The sequence below is a fragment of the Candidatus Jettenia sp. AMX1 genome (genome assembly GCF_030263775.1).
GTDB lineage: Bacteria > Planctomycetota > Brocadiia > Brocadiales > Brocadiaceae > Jettenia > Jettenia caeni.
Genome location: NZ_SZPP01000030.1, coordinates 14232 through 40219 on the forward strand (window position 1 = coordinate 14232; position 25988 = coordinate 40219).

General features: G+C 40.0%; 26 protein-coding genes, 3 tRNA genes and 1 other RNA gene. 12 read left to right on the plus strand and 18 right to left on the minus strand.

Annotation, left to right across the window (positions count from 1 at the left end):
• Window positions 1-29: 29 nt before the first annotated feature.
• The 18 genes from nuoL to FBQ94_RS10235 form a co-directional block, all read right to left on the minus strand.
• Window positions 30-1955: an NADH-quinone oxidoreductase subunit L gene (nuoL, locus tag FBQ94_RS10150; RefSeq protein ID WP_007222712.1), complete on the minus strand. Its 1926-nt coding sequence runs from the start codon at window positions 1953-1955 to the stop codon at window positions 30-32.
• Window positions 1956-1963: 8 nt separating this feature from the next.
• Window positions 1964-2266: an NADH-quinone oxidoreductase subunit NuoK gene (gene nuoK / locus FBQ94_RS10155; RefSeq protein WP_040544458.1), complete on the minus strand. Its 303-nt coding sequence runs from the start codon at window positions 2264-2266 to the stop codon at window positions 1964-1966.
• Entirely contained in the window at window positions 2267-2752 is a 486-nt protein-coding gene (locus FBQ94_RS10160) for an NADH-quinone oxidoreductase subunit J (RefSeq protein WP_285442118.1), read from the minus strand.
• Window positions 2753-2841: 89 nt separating this feature from the next.
• Complete coding sequence (locus FBQ94_RS10165) at window positions 2842-3270, minus strand: NuoI/complex I 23 kDa subunit family protein (RefSeq protein WP_007222715.1); 429 nt, start codon at window positions 3268-3270, stop codon at window positions 2842-2844.
• Between the two features lie 2 nt (window positions 3271-3272).
• The gene (gene nuoH, locus FBQ94_RS10170) at window positions 3273-4268 is read right to left on the minus strand and encodes an NADH-quinone oxidoreductase subunit NuoH (protein WP_040544461.1); all 996 of its coding nucleotides are present in this window, start codon (window positions 4266-4268) and stop codon (window positions 3273-3275) included.
• Complete coding sequence (locus tag FBQ94_RS10175) at window positions 4265-4549, minus strand: hypothetical protein (RefSeq protein ID WP_007222717.1); 285 nt, start codon at window positions 4547-4549, stop codon at window positions 4265-4267. The genes nuoH and FBQ94_RS10175 overlap by 4 nt, the downstream gene beginning before the upstream one ends.
• 104 nt (window positions 4550-4653) lie before the next feature.
• Window positions 4654-7305, minus strand: a complete 2652-nt coding sequence (locus tag FBQ94_RS10180; protein ID WP_007222718.1) for a molybdopterin-dependent oxidoreductase — start codon at window positions 7303-7305, stop codon at window positions 4654-4656.
• A complete protein-coding gene (locus tag FBQ94_RS10185) occupies window positions 7302-9152 on the minus strand; it encodes an NADH-quinone oxidoreductase subunit NuoF (protein ID WP_007222719.1) in 1851 nt (616 codons plus the stop codon). The genes FBQ94_RS10180 and FBQ94_RS10185 overlap by 4 nt, the downstream gene beginning before the upstream one ends.
• 2 nt (window positions 9153-9154) lie before the next feature.
• On the minus strand, window positions 9155-9664 hold the full coding sequence (gene nuoE, locus FBQ94_RS10190) for an NADH-quinone oxidoreductase subunit NuoE (protein WP_007222720.1): 510 nt from the start codon (window positions 9662-9664) through the stop codon (window positions 9155-9157).
• A gap of 64 nt (window positions 9665-9728) precedes the next feature.
• Window positions 9729-10913 (minus strand): NADH dehydrogenase (quinone) subunit D, encoded by a 1185-nt coding sequence (gene nuoD, locus FBQ94_RS10195; protein ID WP_007222721.1) that lies wholly within the window; start codon window positions 10911-10913, stop codon window positions 9729-9731.
• Window positions 10913-11413, minus strand: a complete 501-nt coding sequence (locus FBQ94_RS10200) for an NADH-quinone oxidoreductase subunit C (RefSeq protein ID WP_007222722.1) — start codon at window positions 11411-11413, stop codon at window positions 10913-10915. Before FBQ94_RS10200 ends, nuoD begins: the two co-directional genes overlap by 1 nt.
• A 109-nt stretch (window positions 11414-11522) precedes the next feature.
• A complete protein-coding gene (locus tag FBQ94_RS10205) occupies window positions 11523-11990 on the minus strand; it encodes an NADH-quinone oxidoreductase subunit B (RefSeq protein WP_007222723.1) in 468 nt (155 codons plus the stop codon).
• A complete protein-coding gene (locus FBQ94_RS10210) occupies window positions 11981-12337 on the minus strand; it encodes an NADH-quinone oxidoreductase subunit A (protein ID WP_040544465.1) in 357 nt (118 codons plus the stop codon). The genes FBQ94_RS10205 and FBQ94_RS10210 overlap by 10 nt, the downstream gene beginning before the upstream one ends.
• A gap of 253 nt (window positions 12338-12590) precedes the next feature.
• Window positions 12591-13478 carry a site-specific tyrosine recombinase XerD gene (xerD, locus tag FBQ94_RS10215; protein ID WP_007222725.1) on the minus strand — a complete coding sequence of 296 codons (888 nt, stop codon included), beginning with the start codon at window positions 13476-13478 and terminating at the stop codon, window positions 12591-12593.
• Between the two features lie 57 nt (window positions 13479-13535).
• Window positions 13536-15224: an ABC1 kinase family protein gene (locus FBQ94_RS10220; protein ID WP_007222726.1), complete on the minus strand. Its 1689-nt coding sequence runs from the start codon at window positions 15222-15224 to the stop codon at window positions 13536-13538.
• Between the two features lie 25 nt (window positions 15225-15249).
• Window positions 15250-15573, minus strand: a complete 324-nt coding sequence (locus tag FBQ94_RS10225) for a phasin family protein (RefSeq protein ID WP_040544468.1) — start codon at window positions 15571-15573, stop codon at window positions 15250-15252.
• Between the two features lie 119 nt (window positions 15574-15692).
• Window positions 15693-16259: a DUF2284 domain-containing protein gene (locus FBQ94_RS10230; RefSeq protein ID WP_007222728.1), complete on the minus strand. Its 567-nt coding sequence runs from the start codon at window positions 16257-16259 to the stop codon at window positions 15693-15695.
• A gap of 288 nt (window positions 16260-16547) precedes the next feature.
• The gene (locus FBQ94_RS10235) at window positions 16548-17234 is read right to left on the minus strand and encodes a DUF6901 family protein (RefSeq protein ID WP_007222729.1); all 687 of its coding nucleotides are present in this window, start codon (window positions 17232-17234) and stop codon (window positions 16548-16550) included.
• A gap of 309 nt (window positions 17235-17543) precedes the next feature.
• Between FBQ94_RS10235 and FBQ94_RS10240 the strand changes: the two genes are divergently transcribed.
• The 12 genes from FBQ94_RS10240 (at window position 17544) to FBQ94_RS10295 (ending at window position 25734) form a co-directional block, all read left to right on the plus strand.
• A tRNA-Arg gene (locus tag FBQ94_RS10240) sits at window positions 17544-17617 on the plus strand.
• A 78-nt stretch (window positions 17618-17695) separates the two neighbouring features.
• Complete coding sequence (tadA, locus tag FBQ94_RS10245; RefSeq protein ID WP_007222730.1) at window positions 17696-18166, plus strand: tRNA adenosine(34) deaminase TadA; 471 nt, start codon at window positions 17696-17698, stop codon at window positions 18164-18166.
• 20 nt (window positions 18167-18186) lie between these two features.
• Window positions 18187-18278, plus strand: a tRNA-Ser gene (locus FBQ94_RS10250).
• Window positions 18279-18472: 194 nt separating this feature from the next.
• Window positions 18473-18565 (plus strand) — tRNA-Ser (locus FBQ94_RS10255).
• Between the two features lie 16 nt (window positions 18566-18581).
• Window positions 18582-18849: signal recognition particle sRNA large type (ffs, locus tag FBQ94_RS10260), an RNA gene on the plus strand.
• A 179-nt stretch (window positions 18850-19028) separates the two neighbouring features.
• Complete coding sequence (dnaX, locus tag FBQ94_RS10265; protein WP_007222731.1) at window positions 19029-20696, plus strand: DNA polymerase III subunit gamma/tau; 1668 nt, start codon at window positions 19029-19031, stop codon at window positions 20694-20696.
• Between the two features lie 14 nt (window positions 20697-20710).
• Window positions 20711-21064, plus strand: coding sequence for a YbaB/EbfC family nucleoid-associated protein (locus FBQ94_RS10270; protein WP_007222732.1), 354 nt, complete (start codon window positions 20711-20713; stop codon window positions 21062-21064).
• A 43-nt stretch (window positions 21065-21107) separates the two neighbouring features.
• On the plus strand, window positions 21108-21716 hold the full coding sequence (gene recR, locus FBQ94_RS10275) for a recombination mediator RecR (protein WP_007222733.1): 609 nt from the start codon (window positions 21108-21110) through the stop codon (window positions 21714-21716).
• A 28-nt stretch (window positions 21717-21744) separates the two neighbouring features.
• A complete protein-coding gene (gene rpoN, locus FBQ94_RS10280) occupies window positions 21745-23175 on the plus strand; it encodes an RNA polymerase factor sigma-54 (protein WP_007222734.1) in 1431 nt (476 codons plus the stop codon).
• Window positions 23176-23373 carry a hypothetical protein gene (locus FBQ94_RS10285; protein ID WP_007222735.1) on the plus strand — a complete coding sequence of 66 codons (198 nt, stop codon included), beginning with the start codon at window positions 23176-23178 and terminating at the stop codon, window positions 23371-23373.
• Between the two features lie 57 nt (window positions 23374-23430).
• The gene (locus FBQ94_RS10290) at window positions 23431-25011 is read left to right on the plus strand and encodes an N-acyl-D-amino-acid deacylase family protein (RefSeq protein WP_007222736.1); all 1581 of its coding nucleotides are present in this window, start codon (window positions 23431-23433) and stop codon (window positions 25009-25011) included.
• Between the two features lie 24 nt (window positions 25012-25035).
• Window positions 25036-25734 carry a CYTH domain-containing protein gene (locus FBQ94_RS10295; protein ID WP_007222737.1) on the plus strand — a complete coding sequence of 233 codons (699 nt, stop codon included), beginning with the start codon at window positions 25036-25038 and terminating at the stop codon, window positions 25732-25734.
• Window positions 25735-25988 lie beyond the last annotated feature (254 nt).

Here is a 25988-nt window from a genome sequence, read left to right on the forward strand (position 1 = left end):
TACAATTTTTGTAAAAAAAGAATACTATGCTACTTACCTAATGCAGTAAGTACAATAACGAAGATACAGCCAAGCACAATGTAAAAGGCATAATTGCGCACATATCCTGTTTGTAAGAAACGCAGGATATCACCAAACCGTCCGATAAGGCGAGCAACACCATTTACAGAACCATCAATTATTTGAGCATCTACACGCTTCCATAACATAACCGAAATTTTCTTAAGGGATTTCACAAAAAGGATATCATACACCTCGTCCACATAATATTTATTGAGCAGAAGTTTGTAAATAAAACGAAACCGTTCTGCTAATCTTTTGGGCAATTCAGGTCTTTTTACATACACATGATATGCTATAAATATACCCAGGATAGCAATGGCTGTTGAAATAATCATCATAAGATAAGGATGTCCTTCGCTATGATGGACACCTGCCCCTGGTCCGGAAATTTCTGTATGTCCCTGTTCTCCAAAAACCGGCGCTAAAAAGTGACTCATGATATTCGCACCGGGGATGCCTAAAAATCCTCCAAGGGAGGAAAGCCCGGCAAGTACCATTAACGGGAACGTCATACTCTTTGGAGATTCATGGAGATGTTCCATGACATGGTGGCCTGCTCTTGATTTCCCGTGAAATGTTATAAACAGTAAGCGGAACATATAAAAAGCCGTAAAGAGGGATGTCACGCTTGCTATTGACCAATAGAAGAAATTTCCACGGGCAAGCGATTCCAATACAATTTCATCCTTGCTGAAGAATCCTGCAAACGGGGGAATTCCTGCAATAGCAATAGTGCCAATCAAAAAGGTCTTATAGGTAATAGGAATATGATGCCTGAGTCCACCCATCTTTCTCATATCTTGTTCTCCAGACATGGCATGAATAACACTGCCGGAGCCAAGAAATAGTAAAGCTTTAAAAAAGGCATGCGTCATCAGATGAAAAATGCCTGCCGTAAATGCGCCTACACCGCAAGCCAGAAACATATACCCAAGTTGACTAATCGTAGAATAGGCCAGCACACGCTTAATATCGTTCTGTACCAACCCAACGGATGCAGCAAAGAGCGCTGTAACTGCTCCTATACTGGCTACTATGGTCATGGTAAATGGAGATAACATATAGAGAATATTGCATCGGGCAATCATGTAGACACCGGCAGTTACCATGGTTGCTGCATGGATTAATGCGCTAACCGGTGTGGGACCTTCCATAGCATCCGGCAGCCACGTATACAGAGGTATTTGAGCTGATTTACCGGTTGCACCCATAAACAAAAGAAGGGTAATTATGGTTAAGACAAAGCTACCGATTGCAAAGGTACCTTGCGATGCTACATGAAATACCTCAGTAAAATCGATACTGCGGAAGGTGAGGAAGATGAGCATAATACCGAGGATAAATCCAAAATCACCTACCCGGTTAACAATAAAGGCCTTCTTCGCTGCATTTGATGCTGACTTTTTATTATACCAGAACCCAATAAGCAGATACGAGCATAACCCGACTGCCTCCCAACCAATAAACATGAGAAGAAAATTGTTACCCAAAACAAGCAATAACATGGAAAAGGTAAATAAATTCAAATAGCAAAAATAACGATGATATCCCTTATCTTCATGCATATAACCAATAGAATAGATGTGGATAAGGAATCCAACCCCGGTAACAATAAGGATCATGATTCCGGATAATGGATCTACCTGCAAACCTGCCTCTGCTTTGAATGAACCGGATTCAATCCAACTAAACAATTCTTTTTCAAATAACCGTTCATGGGGAGGAAGCAAAAGGAGTCCGCAAAACACAAGTATCGAAACAAGAAAGGATAAACCGATTGCCCCACAGGCAATATAGCCTACTGTTTCTTTCTTCAGCCTTTTACCAACGAGTCCGTTAATGGCTGTACCAATTAAAGGGAATAGCAAGATCAGTGCAACAAGGTTAAGCATGCTGTTACCTACCATTTCATGATGTTTATATCGTCAATATTTACCGTTTCTTTATTCCTGAATACGGCCACGATGATTGCCAAACCGACTGCAGCCTCGGCTGCTGCAACTGTCATGGTGAAAAAAACAAATAGTTGGCCCTGCATAGAATTGAGGTAATGCGCACACGCAACAAACGATATATTAACGGCATTCAGCATGAGTTCTATGCACATAAATATGATAATAGCATTCCTTCGTATTAACACACCAATGACACCTAACGTAAACAAGATCGCACTCAGTACCAGATAATGCGTTAATGTAATCATTTATAATTTCCTCTTAGCTAACATAATTGCCCCAATAGCTGCCACAAAGAGCAAAATTGAAGTTATTTCAAAGGGAAGAAGATAATCGGTAAATAACAAATTACCAATAAGTTTTGTATTTCCAACGCTGGTAACATAGGCGCTGGTATATTCACCTTGTTTTCCTTGCAGGAGTTTTGACTTTAAAATTATGCAGAGAACAGAAAAGAGTAAAATACCCATAAACAAGGCAGGTATTTTTTGAAATGGTATTGCGTCTTTCAATTCCTCTTTTATATTCAAACTTAACAACATTATCACGAAGAGGAAAAGGACCATAATAGCGCCTGCATACACGATAATCTGAACTGCAGCAATAAATTGTGCTTCGAGTAATATATAGAGCGCTGCAATGCTTACAAGTGTTAGTATAAGATACAAAGCACTGTAAACAGGATTCTTCTCGAAGATAAGATACACAGCTGCAGTCACGGAGACTGCAGCCATAATATAAAACAGATATGCTTCCATAATTATTTAGATATAAGTCTGGATAGAAAAACTTCTCAATATTTTACCTTCACTATCATGACAGGTTAAAAACTTATTTTTCTTTTTCTCGTAAGATCTAATAATTGTTTTTTATCAAAAATATCCTTGTTTTGATACGTCGATAGTTCAAAGGTATCTCTCAATATCACAGCCCTTACCGGGCATGCCTCTTCGCAAAACCCACAAAAAATACATCGGAAGGCATCTAACTCATACACTTCCGGATATCTTCTTTGTGTTGTTTTATCTGTTGCTCCTTCAACGGTAATGCATTTCGAGGGGCAAACTTTTGCACAAAGCCCGCATGCGATGCACCTTTCCCTGCCGTCTTTTCCTATCTGTAATTCCGGCAATCCCCGAAATCTTGAAGGAAGTTTCGGTCGTTCCTCCGGATACTGTTGAGTAACAACGGCATTTGGATTAAAAAACCGCTTGATAATAAGAATAAGGCCTTTTAGTAATGGTAAAATCATAATTATCCTTTAATCACCATAACAAGGCCGGTAATAAGTATATTGAATAGCGAAAGAGGTAATAAGAATTTCCAGCCAAAATGCATGAGTTGATCATATCTGAGTCTTGGATACGTTGACCTTATCCAGATAAAGAAGAACAAACAACCTGATAGCTTCAACATAAACCATACAACCGGCGGTAAAAATGGTCCCTGCCATCCGCCAAGGAAAAAAGTCACTGCAATAGCAGACACAGTGATCATATTGGCATATTCAGCCATAAAAAACATAGCAAATTTCATACTGCTGTACTCTGTATGATAACCTGCCACAAGTTCTGATTCCGCCTCCGGAAGATCAAATGGAGTACGATTTACCTCTGCAAAAGCGCTCGTAACATAAATAAAAAACCCTATGGGCTGTAATATGATATTCCATATTTTTGCCTGAGCATTCACAATATCCACAAGGCTTAATGAACCTGTTAACATAACAACTCCAATAAGAGATAAGCCGAGTGTCAACTCATAACTAATCATCTGGGCTGAAGACCGTATCCCACCCAGTAATGAATATTTATTGTTCGATGCCCAACCAGCCATAACAACACCATAAACTCCCAGGGAAGAGACAGCAAAGATATAAAGAAATCCAACGTTGATGTCGGTGATGACAAGGTCTATGCTATATCCAAAAATTTTTATTTTATCCCCAAAAGGAATGACTGCAAAGGTGATTAAGGCGGGAACCAGAGTCATAACAGGCGCTAGCACAAAAAGAAATTTATTCGCTCTCTCCGGAATAATATCCTCTTTAAAGAGAAGTTTTATACCATCAGCAATTGGCTGTAATAATCCATGCGGCCCAACACGCATCGGCCCAAGACGGACCTGCATATGCGCCATAATCTTCCTCTCAAACCAGATCATGGAGATAATCATAAACTGGATCATGCCAAATACAATAAAGATCTTAATACAGGTAATGGTAAGATAAATAAGGAGCTCTTTATTCATTTATAGTCAGGGGCCTCTTCACGATGCATTCTTTGACCACAGCATTCTAATATACCTGTTGTCTCTTCAATAACCTTTATCTTCTGTTTACATACGTTGCATACAAAAGCTACTCCGTTTGCCGGTTTATGATGCGCTGCTGTCCAGGTTGCCATCATTCCTTTGACCCCTACAAGATTCATTTCTTTACCACAACATACCAGCACGCCAAAACCCTCTTCGATAACAACGACTTTTTGTCTGCAAATTTCGCAAAAATATGTTTGTTCTTTTTTTGCCATACAGCAACCACTGATCAATATACATAAAATCAACTGAGAAGACGTCCCGGTGGAGCGTCTTTACCATAATAATATTATTCTCTTGCGATTTCTATTTTAGGGAATTATATCTGTCCGGTTTCTTTATAAATTTTGACAGAAGTATATACTCCTGTACGCACAAGATTGATCGGTATCCACTCATAATCCTCAGAGACAAAAACTATGCCTTCGGGCGATTTACCGGCAACCTTTGCCTTGAGTGTTATCTTATTCTGGCTTGATTCAATAACTACCGCATCCCCATCATGAATATTCATTTTCTGAGCATCTTTTCTATTCATTTCTGCAAAACATTCAGGAGAAACCGATACAAGGGCATTTGAGTACCTGGAGAAGGTTCCTTGATGATTCAAACTCACACCTGTCAATAACACAAAAGGAAAATCTTTATTCTGCTTTATCTCCAAAGATTCAGGCTGAACAATGTTTACGAGGTATTTTACTGATTTATTTCTACTACCAGACACGGAAGATGCCCAATAAAATTCTTTTCTCTTCAAACGATCGTAATTAATACCCGAATAGATAGGAACCACACTTTCTATTTCACTCAGAATATCTTTTGGAGATACATATGAATACGAATACCCCATCTTTTTGGCAAGTTCACAAATGATTTGCCAATCTGGTTTGGCATCCACTCCGGAAGGCTGTATGACCTTATTCAGCCGCTGCACCGTCATCCCCATATTGGTAAACGTGCCTTCCTTTTCAGCAAAGGTAACCGTAGGAAGAACGACATCTGCCAATCGTGCAGTTTCTGTCAGAAACACATCCTGAACAACAGTAAAATCTGTCTTTTGGAAGGCTTCGAGTATCTCCTTACCATTTGGATAACTTACCAGGGGATTTTCTCCCATGATATAGAGGCCTTTTAATGCACCATTCCGCGCAAGTTCAAAAATATTCTTAGGCTCTTTCCTGAAGATATCATCGGAAAATTTTACTCCCCATAGCTTCTCTATATTCTCTCTGTTGGACACATCGCTGGTAGTACTATATCCTGGGAAAAATTCCGGTACTACCCCCATATCATTTACACCCTGAGAGTTATTATGAGAACGCGAGAATAAAAGTGAAGCCTTGCTGTGATCCTTATCCGGGCTAGATGCATTCATCAATACACAAAGGTTCATCAAGGCTTTTATGGTATCTCGACTCAAAGGGTCTTCTTCCACATCTCTCCCGCAGATAATACAACAATTCCCCGATTTTGTTAGTAATCGCGCTGTAGTTCTCATCATCTCTTCAGAAATACCGGTTACCTGAGAAGCTTCCTTTACGCTGAACGTATTGAATGCCAAATGTAATTCATGGAAATTGCTTATCGATGACTCTATCTTTTTTAAATCGATAAGTTTCTCATCAATAATGATCTTAATCAGGGCATGAATGAATAGTATTTGACTACCAAAGGAATAGGTCAAACGAATATCATTTTTAGCAGTGCCACTAAATGAAATATTTCTTATATTAGCGATAATAAGACTGGCATTGTTCATCCTTATAGCTTTTCTGGCCATAGTTCCTGCCACAGGATGAGCCTCTGTCATATCTGTTCCAAAAAAGAATACTGTATTCGCATGTTCTATCTCCTTCAATGATGTTGACGCAATTCCGCGAATAACAGATTCATACATGAGACTATTTAGGGAGGGCGATCTTAAATTGGATAGATTATCTATGGTATTTGTCCTTAATACAGACCTGCAGAATTTCTGGAAAAGATAATTATCCTCATTCGTACATTTTTCAGAACCAATACCTCCGATAGTATTTCCTCCATATTCATTTATAATTTGTTGAAATCTCTTTGAGATATATTCAAGTGCATCGTCCCAGGAGGATGGATGGAATGCACCATCTTTCTTTATTAAAGGGGTTTTTAAACGTTCTGCTGAGTGTATGAATTCATGACCAAACCTGCCTTTTATACAGAGGTTACCTTCGTTTATCCCTATGTGATCGTCCGATGTTACCCGTCTCACGCTTCCACTTTTCGTATTTAAAACAACCGTACATCCAACCGCACAGTAAGGACATATCGTCTGAGTCTTTTTGAATTCCCATGGTCTTCCCCTGAATTCAAGTGTTCTATCTTGCCAGGATCCTGTTGGGCATACTGCTAAACAACCGCCGCAAAAGCTACAATCCAATGGCTTGTCAAAAGCAGTGCCGATATATGTCTTGATGCCACGTTTTTGGAAATCAATAGCGCCGACCCCTTCTATCTCTTTACAGGCACTCACACATCGCCCGCATAAAACACAACGATTTCGATTTAATTCCAGAATTGGATTATCACGAACGACAGGGGCATTCATCCTTACCACACTAAACCGGCTGGGAGACAGCGTTAACTCATGGGTAATATCCTGCAGACTACATTCACCTGCTTTATCGCACGTCGGACAGGAAAGCTCATGATGGGCTAATAAATACTCCATAACTGACCTTCGATACCGAACTACTTTTGGCGTATTTACTTTTACAATCATCCCTTCAGAAACAGGATGGGCACACGCAAATCGATGCGCTGTCCTTCTCTCGGTAACTTCTACCATACAGAGCCTGCAGCCACCGAATTGTGAAAGTTTCGGATGATAGCACAGGCCAGGAATATAAATACCGTTATCCAGCGATGCCTGAAATATATTGGTACCTTCAGGAACGGTAATTGTTTTATCGTCTACAATAAGGTTAATCATCTTCATTTGATTGCCATGAAATTACATTTTTCGTAACATAAATTACACTTAATACATTTTTCCTGATGAATAAAAGCGACTTCCTTCGTATTACCGCTGATTGCCTTTACAGGACAATTACGAATACATGCCTGGCATTTCGTGCACTTTTCCGGAATAACCTCATACTTGTGAAGACCAACACAGGAAGCGGTAGGGCATATCTTATCGCGGACATGAGCAATGTATTCATCCTTAAAATACCGGAGTGTTGATTTAACAGGATTAGGGGCAGATTGTCCAAGACCACACAGCGACATCGTCCTGATCTCATCGCACATCTGCTCCAATACCTCCAGGTCTTTTTCTTCCCCTCTTCCCTGGGTGATGCGGGTAAGGATATCCAACATAAGGGTTGTACCAATCCTGCAAGGTGGACATTTTCCACAGGATTCGCTTGCACAAAAATTCATAAAGAATCGGGCCATCTCAACCATACACGTAGTTTCATCAACGACTACAAAACTGCCGGAGCCCATCATTGCACCTGCCCCAACTAACGACTCGTAATCTATAGGCGAATCCAATAAAGACTCGGGTAAGCATCCACCGGATGGACCTCCGATCTGCACAGCTTTAAACCGTTTCTTTTTAGGAATTCCACCACCCATATCAAACACAATCTGCCGAACGGTAGTACCCATGGGAACCTCAACAAGGCCCGCATTTTTTATTTTTCCTGTCAGGGAAAAGATTTTCGTCCCTTTACTTTTTTCTGTACCGATCTTCGAATACCAGTCAGCGCCCTGGTTAATAATAAACGGTACATTGGCAAAGGTCTCCACATTATTTAACACCGTGGGCTTATCCCATAAGCCTGCCTCCACGGATTGCGGAGGTCTCGTGCGTGGCATGCCTCGTTTACCCTCAATAGAGTTTTGCAGGGAAGTCGATTCGCCGCAAACAAAAGCGCCAGCGCCCTCTTTTATATAAATATCTAAACTATACCCACTGTTTAATATATCCTTTCCCAGGAAACCATACTTCTGTGCTTGTTCAATAGTATGTTTTAATCTTCTAACAGCCAAAGGATATTCAGCACGAACGTAAATATAGCCACTCGTAGCATTAATTGTGTATCCGGCAATGATCATACCCTCTAAAACAGCATGGGGATCTCCCTCAAGAAGACTCCTATCCATAAAAGCACCCGGATCACCTTCATCGGCATTACAAAGGACAAACTTTTCATCCGCAGAATATTTAGCGCAAGATGCCCATTTTTCCCCTGTAGGGAAGCCGCCGCCTCCCCGGCCTCTAAGACCTGATTTGCTTATTTCATTGATTACGTCCTTGGGGGCCATTGTTTTCAGTATCTTTTTAAGCGCTGTATACCCTCCGGTTGCGATATATTCCTCAATACTATCCGGGTCGATATACCCACAATTCCTGAGGATAAATTTTCTCTGGCCTTTATTTATTTCAAGATCTTCAAAGAATGGTAAGCCATCGTAAGGAATATCGATTTTATCGTTTAAATACATCTGTGATAAAACGAATTTTTTTACTGCTTCTCCCTTTCCTACGTGCTCCTCTATAATCTGCGGAACCATAGTATTTTTTACACTTCCATAGGTAACACGCGTACGGCCCGGAAAAATTACATCCACGAGCACCTCATGGGTACACATACCGATACAACCGGTGCGTATAACTTCTGCTTGTAATTTTTGCTTCTCTAACTCTTGTTCAATACGAGCAAGCACACCTTTTGCACCAGCGCCTAAACCACAGGTAGCCATACCAATGAATATCTTTGGCTTTTGCGTATTCGCTTTTTTTTGTAAAATATTTTTTACTTCTTCACTAACCATGATTATTGAGAAAATCCTGATTCTTTTATTTCTTTTATAACATCAGCAACCGTATCCGAGGCTAACTTTCCATGGACATTCTCGTCTACCATCATAACGGGCGCTAATGAGCATGCCCCCAGACACGCCACTTCTTCAAGAGTAAACACTTTATCCTTCGTAGTCATACCAAGCGAGACATCCAATGTTTCACTGAGTTTTTCTGCGATCTTTTTAGCCCCTTTCACATGACAGGCAGTTCCGCAACAAACCTTTATGATATGCTGCCCACGTGGTATCAGGTGAAATTGGGCATAAAAGGTAGCCACTCCGACTATTTCGCTTGCGCTGATATTCAACCTTTCTGAGATAAGGTCGATAGCAGGCGCAGGTAAATAACCAAATTCTGTCTGCACCATTTGTAAAATCGGGATTAAAGCGCCTTTCACGTTCTTGTATTTCTCTACTGCCTTTTCGACTTTCGAAAGATCTATTGCTTCTCCCTGTATAGACTTTTCGTTTGTTGTATTCATGAGTACTTTATTGTATCGAAATTTAAATAATTTGTAAAATAATTCTCGTGTTTAGTTCCGCTTTTCAGCGATCGATTTCTCCCAATACAATATCTAAACTTCCGATTGTAGCAACAACATCCGGAAGTAATCTGCCTTCCACCATTTTCGGCAACGCTTCAAGATTAACAAAAGATGGCGGACGGATTTTTAGACGATACGGATTGCTGGAACCGTCACTGATAATATAAAAACCTAGCTCACCTTTTGGGGCTTCAATACTGGCATATACCTCTCCCTTCGGAGGACGGATACCTTGAATGATTAATTTAAAATGATGAATCATGGACTCCATCTTTGTTTCTACATCCTCTTTTGGAGGTAAGGCAACATTGGGTATACTCGCTATAATATCTCCCTTAGGAAGGATATTGATAGCCTGATGAACGATGCTGTTACTCTGCCGCATCTCTTCGATGCGTACACGATACCGATCATAGACATCTCCGTTTTCACCCAGAGGAACCGCAAAATGATATTTATCATAGCAGGAATAGGGCTCTGCCTTTCTGATATCCCAGTTAACTCCCGATCCTCTTAAACTCGGACCACTGAGTCCATAATCGATAGCATCTTCAGCAGAAATAATACCGACACCAACTGTGCGCTTTTTCCATATAGGATTATCGGTAAGAAGTGTCTCATACTCCTTAAGCCGAGAGGGGAATTCAGCAACAAATTTTCGGGTCTTTTCCAGAAATCCACCTGGCAGTTCCTTCGCTACGCCTCCTATCCGTATATACGAGAGATGAAGCCGGGCGCCTGAAACCATTTCGAAGATATCGTAGATTGCCTCACGCTCCCTAAAGCAATAGAAGAATACGGTCATAGCGCCGATATCTAACGCATGGGTTGCCAGCCATAAGAGATGAGAAGCAATCCGGGTAAGTTCACAGAGAAGTACACGGATATGCTGAGCCCTTTCGGGAATATCAATACCAAGCAATTTCTCAACAGTAAGGGCATACGCTAAATTGTTTGAAAAAGGAGCTACATAATCCAACCTATCGGTAAGAGGAATGCATTGATGATAAGTTCGATACTCAGCAAGTTTCTCCACACCCCGGTGAAGAAATCCAATATGAGGCGTAGCTTTTATAATCATTTCACCATCAAGCTCCAGCAATAATCTTAATACACCATGAGTGCTGGGGTGCTGAGGACCCATATTGATGGTCATCAGGTGTGTTGTTGTAGCAGAACTTTCCATCACTCTTTACCCTTTCGGTAGGTATCATAGAGCGCGGGGGGCTGCCTCCCATCGATGGGGTAATCCTTTCTTAAGGGATATCCCTCAAAATCTTCAGGCGTGAGGATCTTTCTCAGATCAGGATGACCAGTAAATTTAATCCCAAACATATCGTACGTTTCTCGCTCATGCCAATTGGCCGTCTTCCAGATATCTGTTACCGTTGGTATGGACAGCTCATTTGACGGAATTGGCACTTTAAGACGTACACGATGATTTTTATCTATCGAATAGAGATGGTAAACTACCTCAAAAATACCGTCTGTCTCAACTCGGTCAACACCGCACAAATCCGATAAAAAATTAAAATGAAGTTCTTTATCTTCTTTAAGAAACCTTGCGACCTGGATAATAAATTCCTTTTTTATAGTAAGGGTTAACTCATTACGAAATATGCTTGAATCTATAATCGCCTGGGGAAAATTCGATTTTATCGCTGTAGCTATAAACTCAGTATCCATGTTTCCTCGTCGTAAATCTTTTGGTCCATTGATGCTATCCTACATAAACTAAATTCTATAGCTAAGCAAATTCCTAATACTTTATTTGCAGGATTCATTGTATTCTGGCTCATAACGATTCTTTCCCGATCTTTTTTTGTATTTCCATAATGGCATGGATCAATGCTTCTGGTCTTGGGGGACATCCCGGAAGATACACATCCACAGGTAGAATCTGATCTACGCCTTGCACAACGCTGTAAGTATTATATACACCTCCCGATACCGCACAGGCGCCCATAGCAATAACCCATTTAGGTTCTGGCATCTGATCATAAATCTTTCTTGCTACAGATGCCATCTTGTACGTAAGTGTCCCTGCAACAATCATCAAATCTGATTGCCTTGGTGAAAATCTAAATACCTCCGCCCCAAACCGTGCAAGATCATAACGAGGCGCAACTACCGCCATCATTTCTAAGGCACAACAGGCTAATCCAAAAGGCATAGGCCAAAGAGAGGATTTACGAGCCCAATTTATCATCGTACTTAAAGTGGTAGTTAGGATGTTATCACCCAGTTGGCTTTCTATTCCCATTCCAACCCACCTCTTTTCCATATATAAAGATAACAGATAAATAAAATACCTATAAAGATTACCATTTCAATAAATCCAAACAGCTTCAATGACTGAAACGCTACTGCCCATGGATAGAGAAAAACAACTTCAATATCAAAAATAACAAATAGCATTGCAATAAGATAAAATTTTACAGAAAAACGCTCGCGAGCGGATCCTACCGGATCAATACCACACTCATACGGTGTGAGTTTTTCTGCGGTGGGCTTCTGCGTCCCAAAAATAGCCGAAAGTATTACATTCGTAACGGCAAAACCTAAAGCTATTATAAATAATATCAGTATAGGTAAGTACTCTACCATGATGGTGACATTATAGAATTATTTATAAAAAAGTCAAAGATATTCACTTCAATAGTATGGCCGAAATTTAAAAAAATATTTCTCCCGCTCTTTATCCTTGTATGAGAAAAAAGAAGAAGAAATTAGATATGTTGCGATACCTACTGTTCACATATTCTACGAGATACTTATTGATAAAGCAAGTATGATACCATTTTAATATTTTGCCAAATAACCTATTCCCTTGCAGAGACGCAAAATCTTTCGCTCTTAATCCTTATGCCCGTGGGTGAAATTGCCGGTGGATACTTTTGAGGTACTGCTTACTAACGTGAGTATAAATCTGCGTGGTAGAAATATTGACATGTCCCAGCATTTCCTGGACTGAACGCAGATCGGCACCATTTTCCAACATATGAGTAGCAAATGAATGCCTTAGTTTATGGGGAGAAATATGGTCACGGATACCTGCTCTGTATGCGCAGTTTTTTACAATAACCCATATATTTTCTCTTCGAAGCTGTTTCCCCGCTTTTGAAAGAAAAAGATAGGCGCTATTCTGACTGTTCTTTATTTTTGGTCTGGCGATTGTCAAATAATTCTCAATAGCCCTAATTGCCTTTGTCCCAAGGGGAACAATGCGTTCCTTTGATCCCTTTCCCCTACACTTAACATAGCCATATTCAAGGTTAATCCAATCCATCTGAATTGCAGATACTTCAGAAACTCTCGCGCCAGTAGCATACAAAAGTTCAAGGATAGCTTTATTCCTAATCCCTAACTTCGTTTTTACATCAGGGACTAAAAGAAGCTCATCCACTTTATGGACAGGGATAACCTCCGGTAATCGTTTCCAAAGCTTTGGCGATTCAATCGAACTGAGAGGATTCTTTTGCAACTTTCCTTCTGAAAATAAAAATTTGTATAACATACGGATTGATACAACCGTACGAGTTATAGAGTTTATGGAAAGTCCACGCTGTTTTTCAGAGATAATGAAGCTGGTAATTGTATCGGGACGAACACTATGAAAATTTGGTATTTTTTTAGAAAGCAGAAAGGTGGTAAATATTTGCAGGTCATGCCTGTAACTGAGAATGGTATTCCTGGATAAACCACATTCGACCATGATATAATTGATAAAAGAGTCAACAAGCTCTTGCAATGGATTTACTCCACGAATTCAATCTCTGAAGATTTTGAGCGCACTATTCTCGTTCTTTTATAAACGCCCGGATCTAAAAATGCCTACTGCCAACGCCAACCCAAGGATGCCGGCAAAAACAAACCCAAGAATGCCTAGCACGGGAAGGCCGTACATCAAAGGCCCCCTGTTCGACATAATAATAAGTGAAGAGCCAATAATCAAAGCAGAAACGACCATGCTGAATGAGACGCGATTACTTGATTTATCCATCTCAAATATAAACTTTGAGAGTCCCTGATGCTCAAATTCAATTTTTAATGTCCCCTTTTTTATCTTTTTTACAATTTCATACGTATCTTTAGGAATCACCTTGAGAATATCCAATAATTCCGAAGAATAAAATACTGCGTCTTTGAATATGCGTTTTGGATCGTGCCGTTCATGTACCAGCCTTTCCACAAATGGTCTGGTATAAGCAATGATATTAAATTCCGGGTCCAACTGCCTGGCAATACCATCCATAGTAGCAATAGTCTTGACAAGAATGTGCATTTGTGGCGGTATCTTGAGTTTATGGCGTGTCATCACATCAATAGCTTGTGGAAGTACCATAGAAATTTCTATCTGTTTTAAAGGTATATCATAGTACCATTCTATAAGATCATTGATATCATGTTTAAAATCCCGCGCAGATTCCTCATCGACAAAAGAACCCAGCATTTCCAATGCTTTCAAAATACCCTGTATATTCTTCATTGATATAGCAATCAGGAGGTTCACAATAGCATAACGTGTCTCTTCATCGAGCCTGCCGACAATCCCAAAATCTACAAAAGCAATCGCATTGTTTGGAAGAATGAAGATATTTCCCGGATGAGGGTCTGCATGAAAAAATCCATCGATAAATACCTGCTGAAGGACGGCATTTGCGCCATTTGCAGCAACAATCTTTTTCTCTTCACACGGACGGTGCCCGCACAAGTAATGATTGAGTTTAACACCTTTGATTTCTTCTGTAGTAAGCACCTTGGATTTCGTGTAATCCCAAAAGACTTTAGGAATATATGTCGTGGTGCTATCTTTAAAATTTTTGCAAAACCTGTCAATATTGTGTGCCTCGTATCGAAAATCGATCTCCTTCATAATAATCCTTGAGAACTCATCGACAATACTCACGGGGTCAAAAAACCGTATATCCTGCATATACCGATCTGCCAATTGAGCCAGGTTATAGAGAATATCAATATCTGTTTCAATCATTTTGCGGATATCTGGTCGCTGCACCTTTACAACTACATTCTCACCCGTCTTGAGTTGTGCCCGGTGTGCTTGCCCCAAAGAGGCGGCTGCAAGGGGAATTGAGTCGAATGAGGAGAATAATTCTTCAGGATAACTTCGAAAGGATTCCCATATCTGCTTTCTGACCTCTCCATAACTGAACGGAGGAATACGATCCTGAAGTTTACTTAATTCCGTACAAAAGTCTTGTGGAATCAGATCGGGCCGGACACTGAGGATTTGTCCGAATTTTATAAATGTGGGGCCAAGCTCTTCCAATACCTTTCTCAGTCGGACGGCTCGAGACTCTTGCGGCTCTGTGAAACGCCGTAATACACCCGTCTTGATAATACCCCTTCCAATAATATGGTCATTCAAACGAAGCTGTTGGATGGCAAAACCAAAACCGTGCTTCGTTAATATTCTTATGATTTGGTTAAAACGGCGAATATCGCGAATCTTTTGACCTATTTTCCCAAACTGCATGTATCGATTATTCCCTTTTCTTCTTTTAGATTTTCGATTCCCATTTCTTTATAATTTCTTCGAGTCTTTTCTGCATTTGCTGGAGTTCTTGCCTTGTTGGAATATCCAGCTTATGAAGTACCTTCTCCACGATGACTTCGGTCCTGGATTCAATTTCCTTTTTACTTGATAGAATTTTCTTCATAATTTCATTCACCAGTGCCTTTGCCTCTTCCCTCTTCATCTCTCCGTTTTTTACCATATCATCGATAAGCTCATCAACGTTCTCTTTTGTCATAAAAAGCGCCCCGACAGTCAGGTCTATTGCCTTCTTAATAATACCTGATATCATGATTTTTTCCTCTTTCATAAAAATGTACTCTACTATCAAAACTGAACCACAGAGAATCCAGGAATCTTTTGAGCTTTTTCTCCGATATTTATGATGTATCTTCCCGTTTTCTATACCAGTTTTTGATACTATCAGATTTACTCGATAAGTACTAAGCCATATATATTAACCTCATCGGCCTTGTTCTTAAGCGTTTCTATTTTTAAATCATGATTTCTTACTGTTTGATACACATCAATACCACATGCCTCCATAGAGGGCCGCGCTTCTGCTGTATGAGTACAAGCCGAAGATGTTGCACAACTTTCACATAATTTACAAGGACCGGCGCCGAGGCCGAAAGCTTTATAGAATCCCATAGAAAAGGCTGCTTTTTCTATCTCTGTAGTTATATAACGCATCTGCCAGCTTATATGCCCATGCAAGAGCAACGCCTTATTATATTCTCTGAGAATGTCCTTCATATCATCATACGCCGGAGAATGGGGGGGACAGGTTAGTTTTTTCCCATATTCATCGCATCCATATCTGCATTTTAATTGAACCCAGCGTCCAATAACAATGGTTTTGGTAGAAATAATAATAGCCTGTTCACAGCCCAGTTCTAAAGATTTTTTCATTAAAGCATTCCACAAATCAGCAGGGTCCTGATGCGGTATACTCATATTCTGAACTTCAGGTGCAGTTGAATTTTGGATATGCATATCCAGGTCTCCTCATGGTTAGTCTTACTCTGTGATGTACTATAAACGAGGCAGAATATTTAATCAATATCTTTTCTCTAAGATCAAGATTGTTGACACCGTTATTTTAGCCTTAATACCTTGAAATAGAAAGAATTCTCGCAACAGGAAAACAAAGATATCATCGGTAAAATTGCAAAATTTCAGGAATGACGATACGATCTGCAAACTATACTATGATAAGTGTTTAAAAGAGACAGGAGGATTATACTGCAAATTTAATAGTGGAAACAGAAACATATATGATCTTTATAACCCTTTCCTCATAAAAGAATCGATCGTCTCGAGTACGCTATTGATATCCAGTGCAACAATGCTCGTTAACGTCATAAATAGATAAAGAGCATTCAGATTGGCATCCTTATTTGAGGCATCCCGAAGACGATTTATAAGATGAACATTCACCGTTTCCAACTGTTTATACAGTTCTTCGACACCCTTTAAATTCCAATCCGGATCAAATATACCCTCACAGTATATCGAATGTTGTTTAATAAGATAAGCACCTACCAGGTGGTAAACCGTTTCATCCAGGGTAGCAAATGGCAGATGGAAGTATGCTAATGGCTTAAGTCTGGAAAGAATAGGACAACTACCCGAAGCCATAATAAGTCCAAAAAGGGACTTTAAGGCTTCCTGCACACTGCAATTTTTAAAGAATGAACGGTCTTTTGTATGCACCCATACATCTACCGGTTCAATGGAGATAACATCTCCAAATTTCTTAGCGACTCCCTCAATATCCAATGCGACAGGACAATACATGCAGTCCGATACGCGAAGTGGGCAATTACTGCATTGGTTGTAATCTAGTTTTGTCCAGAAGGCGTGCATCTCATTCTTTGCCATTTCCTTACAATCCTGCCTGTCAATATCAACCTCGAATGTATAATCTTTGCCGCTCTTTAAATGTAAGTTGTAAATAATTTTATTCATTACAAAAATCCTATCAGTTTTATTTACGTGCGTCAATTAACATCTATCTCTGGTAATACATCAAATAAGAATATTGATAAATACCGCAAGCAGCAGTTACAAGTCCTGAGAAAACACACAAGGGGATTATATCTTGACAATGAGTTTTGATATGCTTATACTTTTCTTATTCAATTTACACACCTCCAGCAATAGTAGTAACCCTTTACATTTTAAATTCATTTTATTACTGATCTATCGCTTAAAGTTTTGAAAGATATTTTCTGACAATGGTATTTTGCTTTCGGTAAGGCGAAAGAGATCTAAAGAGCGCCCATAGCTCAATTGGATAGAGTCACGGACTACGAATCCGGAGGTTGGAGGTTCAAATCCTCCTGGGCGCGTTTTTCATTATTATAATTATCGGCAAAACATAGGTATGTTGAGTACCTGCGGAAAGTTTGTACAAGCATCTATAAATTATGGAAGATAGTACGGGCAAACATGAATATTTTATGAGGCAGGCCCTTGCCGAGGCGAGAAAGGCTGCAGAAAAAGATGAAGTGCCAATCGGCGCTGTGATTGTTTATGAAAACCACATAATAGCTCGTGCACATAATCAGCGAGAAATGCTCAACGATCCTACTGCCCATGCGGAAATGATAGCAATAACTCAAGCTGCCGCACATTTACAAAACTGGCGTTTAACAGGAACAACAATCTATGTAACTTTGGAACCTTGTGCAATGTGTGCCGGCGCTTTAGTGCAATCGAGGATTGATACCCTTGTTTATGGGACTCCAGATAAAAAGGCCGGGGCTTGTGCATCGGTTATAAATCTTGTTCAGGAACCGAGGTTTAACCATCGTTTGAATGTTCTGTCAAATGTCCTTGCCGATGAATGTAAACATATATTGCAAAAATTCTTTTTAGAAAACTGCCGTACGAAATAACGAGGCAATTTTTACCTATAGGAGAGGTGCCAGAGTGGTTGATCGGGACGGTCTCGAAAACCGTTTCCCGCTTAAAAGCGGGACGTGGGTTCGAATCCCACCCTCTCCGCCAGTTAATAATTGAGAATTAAGGAATCATTAATTATAATTAAGAATACCTATTCCTTACGATACATTATCGCGGTTCTGCTCCTTTGTGAACTATAGATCTTTAGAGAAGTATGTATGTATGTAAGTATCACGCCTATACGCTGTAAGAAATTTTTGAAGCCTTGTTTCACGATACTATCATTCATGTGTTGTTTTGGAGAGGTGTCAGAGAGGCCGAATGAGCGCGCTTGGAAAGCGCGTATACCGACAAAATCGGTATCGCGGGTTCGACTCCCGCCCTCTCCGCCATATTAATATTAAAAGGCCGTGCTAGATGGGGAGCTAGCGGTACCCTGTAACCTGCAACCCGCTACAGCAGGATCGATCGCTTTTTTGAGGGCTCACAGACTGTTAGCTTTATCAATGTAAGGGGTGTTGAAGGCTGGATCTCATGCAATAAGAGACGCTGCGAACCTGGTCAGATGCGGAAGCAAGCAGCCATAAGCATTTGTCCTTATGTGCCGTGAGCAAGTCTGGCCTGAGCTTACTGCATTGGTAAACTAATGGAAACGGGAACAAAAAAAAGTGCACGGCCTTTTTTATAGAATTATAGCGATATTCCGAATTTTCATTTCTACAAATCTTTCATAACACGGCATGGTTTCCACAGTTTTCTGCAAGTTAAGAAACAACAGAATAAAGCATATTGATATGGGTAGAATAACAAAGTATAATAAGTTTAACGTTTTATAACTATTGAGGTAATTAGCGAATGTCTTATGTCGTATTAGCACGCCGGTATCGCCCTCAAACTTTTGAGGATCTCGTAGGGCAAGAATCGATAGTAACAACTCTTCGGAATGCCATCCGCTTCAACAGGGTTGCTCACGCTTATTTGTTAGCAGGACCTCGGGGCGTGGGTAAGACCTCGATGGCACGCATAGTATCCAAGGCATTGAATTGCCAGCATGGTCCTACAGATACTCCCTGTAATACCTGTGATATTTGCCGATGCATCTCCGAAGGAAAGGATATTGATGTCCTGGAAATAGATGGTGCCTCGAATCGGGGGATTGATGAAGTAAGAAATATACGACAAAATGTAAATTACGCCCCATCACGCGCACGCTATAAAATTTATATTATTGATGAAGTACATATGCTAACACGCGAGGCTTTTAATGCGCTTCTAAAAACTCTTGAAGAACCGCCGCCACATGTTAAATTTATTTTCGCCACAACGGCGGTTAACCGGTTGCCTGAAACTGTTCAATCACGATGTCAGCGGTTCGATTTTAAGAATATTTCTATCCATGATATTGAAAAGCGGCTTCTTGATATCTCTAAAGCTGAAGGCGTACACATTGACCCCTTAGCTCTTCACATGATAGCAAGATATGCTAAGGGCGGATTACGGGATTCCCAATCAGTCCTGGATCAGCTTCTCTCTTTTTGCAAGGATACGGTATCCTTAGAAGACGTAAATTTTGTTTTGGGCTGCATTGACGAAGATAAACTCCTGGGTATGTTCGACAGCTTCGTAAAAAAAGAGGTATCCTCTGCCCTGAAGATCGTGGATACTGTTCTCAATGAAGGAAAAACGTGTGGAGAGTTTATAGATCAGATGCTTTTGTGTATCAGGGAACTTCTGATTTTTTCTTCTTGTGGACAAGATGCTAAATGGATAGAGTTTAATACATCTCTTATACAGCGACATGGAAAGTCTTTTTCTGGCGATACTTTACTCTATATGATTCAATTGCTGTCAGAGACGAGAGTGCGCACTACGGATTCTCTCTTACACCGTATCTTACTTGAAACGGCTATCATTAAATTATGCCGAATGGAATCTATCGGCTCATTGCATGAAATCGCAGAAAAAATTGCATCTCTGGAAGATAGATTTATAAAATTAGACAGTAAAGATACAGAGAAAAAGCAAGAAATTATACCTGCACAAAAACCTCTTGTTCCGGAAATGGTGTCAGAACCGATATCGGAAGGATATACTACAATAAAAACTGAGAGTAAAAATGTTGAAATGCAACATGATGAAAAAAGTCTTTGGGAAAAAATTCTTTTTATAGTGCAAGGCAAAAAAAAATCTACCTGGTCACTTCTTAAGGAAGGCCGATTGACCGAAATAAAAGATGGAGATATAACGATCGAGTTTCCGGGTAATTATACCTTTCACATGCAAAGACTCAGTCAAATAGAAGAAAAAAAACTTATAGAGCAGTGTATAAAAGAAGTACTCCAGAGTAGTGTGAGACTAAAATTCGCTATAGCAAAAAACATACATCCCGAAAAAAACAAAACAAATTTATCATCAGATCATGACCCTTCTGATCAAATTGCGGTCAATCCTGTATGCTCTGAACCAGTGGTAAATAAGATCGTAGAATTGTTTGATGGTCATGTCATGAAAGTAAATAAATAGAGGAGGTCAATACGATGAAGGGTTTTGGCAATATTACAGAAATGATGAAACAGGCGCAAAAACAGGCGCAAAAGATGCAAAAGCAAATGGAGGATATTCAAAACGATTTGAAAGAGCGAGTCGTAGAGGCGAGTTCCGGCGGTGGAATGGTTACGGTCCACATGAATGGAAAACAAGAGATCCTCTCAATTAAAATCGATCCGGAGGTTGTAGATCCAAAGGATGTTCAGATGCTTGAAGACCTTATATTATCAGCAATTTCACAAGCACTGAAAAAATCTCAGGAATTGTATCAATCCGAGATGGGGAAACTTACCGGCGGATTAAATATTCCCGGATTACAAGGAATGTTTGGGGGTGGAATGTAACTATGAGAAATTATGAGTAAAAGGTTTTAAGAGGTTCTTTATTTTGAATGCATATCCACAATCTATAATCAAACTCATGAACGAGTTCGGGAAAATGCCAGGTATAGGGCAAAAGACAGCAGAACGACTCGCATGTTATATCTTAAAACAACCTGTAGAAGAAGCAATGCAGCTTGCCTATGCCATCCGCGATGTAAAAAAGTTTATTAAAACCTGTTCGATCTGTTTTAATGTATCAGAAAAAGATCCATGCCATATTTGCAGTAATACGCAAAGGGATAATTCTGTAATCTGTGTAATCGAACAGCTTGCCGACCTTTTAACCATAGAAAAGACCGGTAAGTATAACGGTCTTTATCATGTGCTCCAGGGGCATATTTCCCCTCTGGATGGCATTAGCCCGGAGTCTCTTACCATTGAAGGGCTCTTGCAAAGGGTTAAAAGTAATCATGTAGAAGAAGTTATCCTGGCAACGAATTTGAATATGGAAGGAGATGCAACCGCTTTGTATATTCATAAACAACTGCATTCTTTAGGAGTGCGGGTTACCAGACTTGCCCGTGGATTACCAACAGGAAGCTACCTCGAATATGCAAATACAGCGATTGTCTCTGATGCAATTAGTGGTAGAAACGAAATGAGGTCTTCATAGTTCAAGTTTTTTTAGAAGGTGATATTTCATGAAAATGCAATCGTCTTTATTACCTCAACTTCAACAAAAAATGAAGTTGTCTCCTCAAATTATCCAATCAATTGAGATTTTACAGTTACCTTTATTGGCTCTTGTTGAACATATACAGCAAGAGTTAGTAGACAATCCTGTACTTGAAGAGGTACTTGAAGAGAAAAAAGATGAGAACCTCAAGGAAGGAGATGAAACACCGGCCGATGATGCAAAAAGTGACGAATTTGATAAACTCGGGGAAATGGCTGATGATTGGCGTGATTATTACTCACAAACTATAGTTCGGAGAAATAACCTTTCGGAAGAACGAGATCAGAAACAGGAGGCATTAGAGAACACCGCAGCCAAGCCGATGTCCCTCCATGATTATTTGATGGGGCAGCTCTCATTAATCGATTTCCCCAGCCATCTTGCAGAAGCCGCTGAAAACATTATCTATTCCATTGATAAATCCGGATATTTAGCCAGTCCTCTGGAAGAAATTGTGCAATCCCTTGAAAAGCCGCTTCCCGTTGAAGAGGTTAAGGAAGCCTTAAAAGTTGTACAATCGCTTGAACCACCCGGAGTTGGAGCCAGAAATTTGCAGGAGTGTCTCGTATTGCAATTGGATAAACGAGATGCACATTACCAGTTAACGAAGGAATTGCTTCTTAATTATCTGGAAGATATTGAGATGAAAAAATATCCTGCCATAGCAAAAAAAACCGGACAGAGCTTAGATATCATAAAAAGACAGGTTGAATTTATCCGTACCCTAAATCCCAAACCTGGTTCTATCTTTTGTGATGAGACTATTCCGTATGTAGTTCCGGAAGTAAAAGTAGAATATATTGACGGAAAATATGAGGTATTTCTTATCGATAACACGAATTTGCCCCATTTGCATATCAGTTCTTTTTATAAGAAATTCTTAAGTGAAAATGGTACTGATAATTCTACCTTGCAATATATACAAAAGAAAATTGAATCGGCAAAATGGCTTATTGATGCAATCGAACAGAGAAGGAGCACGCTCTACAAAGTAGCCTGCAAAATAGTAGAGATGCAAAAGGATTTTTTAGATGAGGGAATTCACCGGTTGCATACCCTGAAAATGCAGGATATCGCCGATGTTGTAGGAGTACATGTATCAACGGTAAGCCGCGCCATTGCTCATAAATATATTCAAACACCCCAAGGTATATTCGAAATGAAGTTTTTCTTTACCGGAGGTTTTCAGAACGTGGACGGATCGATGGAATCATGGGAAGCTATACGGCAAAAACTCTCCGAGATTGTTGCGAAAGAAAATAAATCAAATCCTTTGAGTGACGAAGAAGTCGCAGAAAAACTCCATGCCTCTGGTATAGCTATCGCCCGAAGAACCGTTACAAAATACCGGAGAATCATGAAGATACCATCCTCAAGGCAACGGAAGGAATATTAGATGAAACGAAAAATTTCTGTAGCAAGTATTATTCTTTCAAGTATATCTCTATCAATGGTTATATTCTCCATCAGCTGTACTGCATATCACAGCAAAAAACATCTTGATACCATGAAGAAAGATTTAAATGCTGCGCATGAGGATGTTGATACAATATTGGGTATAGATGAACCCTCCCCTCTTGTAGAAGAAGAATAGTACCGCAAAATGGTATTCATCACTCTTGATACATGTATCCATTGAATAGGATTAGGAATGGATTTCAATCTCATAATAAAAAAGGGGACAGTAATCGATGGAACTGGAATGCCAAGAAGTACGATAGATATTGGTATCAAGGATGACAAGATCGTCTCTCTCGATAAGCATATTCCTGATAGTAATTGCCCTACCATCTGCGCAGAAGAGATGATCGTTACCCCCGGATTTATTGATATTCATTCCCATAGCGATTTCTTATGGATTGCTCATCCTGAAAGTACCAGCAAAATACTTGATGGGGTAACTACAGAGATATGCGGAAACTGCGGTTTATCCGCCTTCCCGTTACGAGGAAAAGTGTTGGAAAGGCGGTCACAGGGACTGGCAAAATACGGTATCCCAATTACATGGCAGTCCGCCGCAGAATTTTATGCTATGGCAGAAAATATACACAGTTCCATAAACAGGGCTTTTCTCGTCGGTCATGGTAATATAAGGGCATGTGCTTTCGAATATGAAGATAGAAGTCCCCATCCACACGAATTCCATACTATGAGGAAAGATTTAGAAGAAGCTATGAAGGCCGGAGCCTTCGGTATGTCCAGCGGTCTTATCTATCCCCCCGGTTGTTACTCAACAGAGGATGAATTATCAGAACTATGTGAAGTGGTAGGAAATTACGGTGGTTTGTATGCAACCCATATACGAAATGAAGGAGATACACTTGAAGAAGCCATTGCAGAAGCCACCCGAATAGCAAACCGCTCAGGGGCTAAATTGCAAATATCACATCTCAAAACCTCCGGAAACCGTAACTGGCATAAGATCAAAAATATAAAAATGATACTTGAACATGCCATCGATGAAGGGATCGATGTCACCTGCGATCGTTACCCTTACATCGCCGCTGCTACAGACCTGGATGCCATCCTACCTCATTGGGTCTATGAGGGTGGCACTGAAAAACAGATACAGAGATTAAAGAATACACAGGTCCGAAAACAAATCGAGGAAGAACTATCCCCTGTGTATGACGATAATTTTTGGAATGGGATCGTAATCTCTTCCGTCTATTATGATAAAAATAAGTGGATGGAAGGTAAAAGAATCTCAGAAATTGCAATGAACCTCACCACCACTCCTTTCGATGTAGTTTTTAACTTGCTTGTAGAAGAGGATACAAGGGTTGATATTTTTTTATTCAGTATGTGTGAGGAGAATTTAGAGAAGATAATCAGTTGGGATTTTGTCTTTATTGGTTCTGACAGTTCTGTACGCGCCGGCCATGGAATTTTGAGCGGGGGAAAGCCTCATCCACGCAGCTATGGAACTTTTTCACGTGTTTTGGGAAGATTTTGCCGGGAAAAGAACCTTCTTTCCGAAGAAAAGGCCATCCAGAAGATGACAGGTCTTCCTGCGCAGAAAGTTGGATTGGATAAAAGGGGGTTGATAAAAAAGGGGTATTTTGCAGATATAACTATTTTCGATCCTGCAAGAATTATAGATAAGAGCACCTACACAGAACCTCATCAATACTCTGAAGGCATAGCATATGTAATAGTAAACGGGCAAGTTACCGTGAGAAATGGCAGACATACAGGTGTAACCAATGGCCGTATATTGCGAAAATCATAGAATAAACAACCAGAATACGTAACTATGGATTCGGATCTGAATGAAAAGGCGGAAATTGAGGCAAAATTTATTTGTCCTGATTGTCTTGATTTGAATGGCCTTATAACGGTAGTAAATGCCTTCGGTTTTCAATATACCAGAAAAACACCGTATTCACAAACTGATATCTATTTTGATACCCCGGCTTACACCCTGTTAAAAACTAACACTGCCATACGTATACGCCAAAAAGGTGAGAGCTATACGGGCACCTGTAAGATATCGAAAAAACAACACGATGTGATCTTCGAGCGTAGTGAACTTGAGTGGTCACTTTCGGGTAATGAAATCAAGCTTTGGCATGAGGAAAAAAAGCCAATAATTCCACCAAAAGTTATAGAAAAACTCAATCTCTCGGGAGAAACATTGAAAAAGGTCTTACGAGTAGAGACATATCGCCATATCATAACAATACATAAGGATGGTGAGTTTAAAGCTGAATTATCTCTGGATAAAGTAACATTTCACAGCCATAATGAGCAAAAAGTTTATCGGGAAATCGAAGTAGAACTTTTACATGGACAATTTGAGCATTTCAAACAAGCAATCGATAGTTTACAAAACCAGTTGCAATTACAACCCGCTATCGATTCGAAATACAGAAAGGGATTACTGCTTATTGGTAAATATGATAGTAATAGCTCGCCTCTCCTTTACGAAACAAATTCCAAGTCAGACTACTGAATAAAGCCTTCGGCACCTTTTATCTCTTTGTAAAATGTGGAAGTGGAAACGGTGGAGAATAACAAACCATCCATAATCCCCCTTGGTCCCCCTTTAGAAAAGGGGGAAATGCATAATATTCCTTAGTCTCCCTTTAGAAAATGGGGAAAAGTTTAATATGTTTGATCAGGCAAACTTTTCTCAAGAGGAAATCCTTCCTCCTTTTCTCAACTAGAGTGTCTTGCAAGGCTTGAAAAGCCTTGCAAATAGCCATA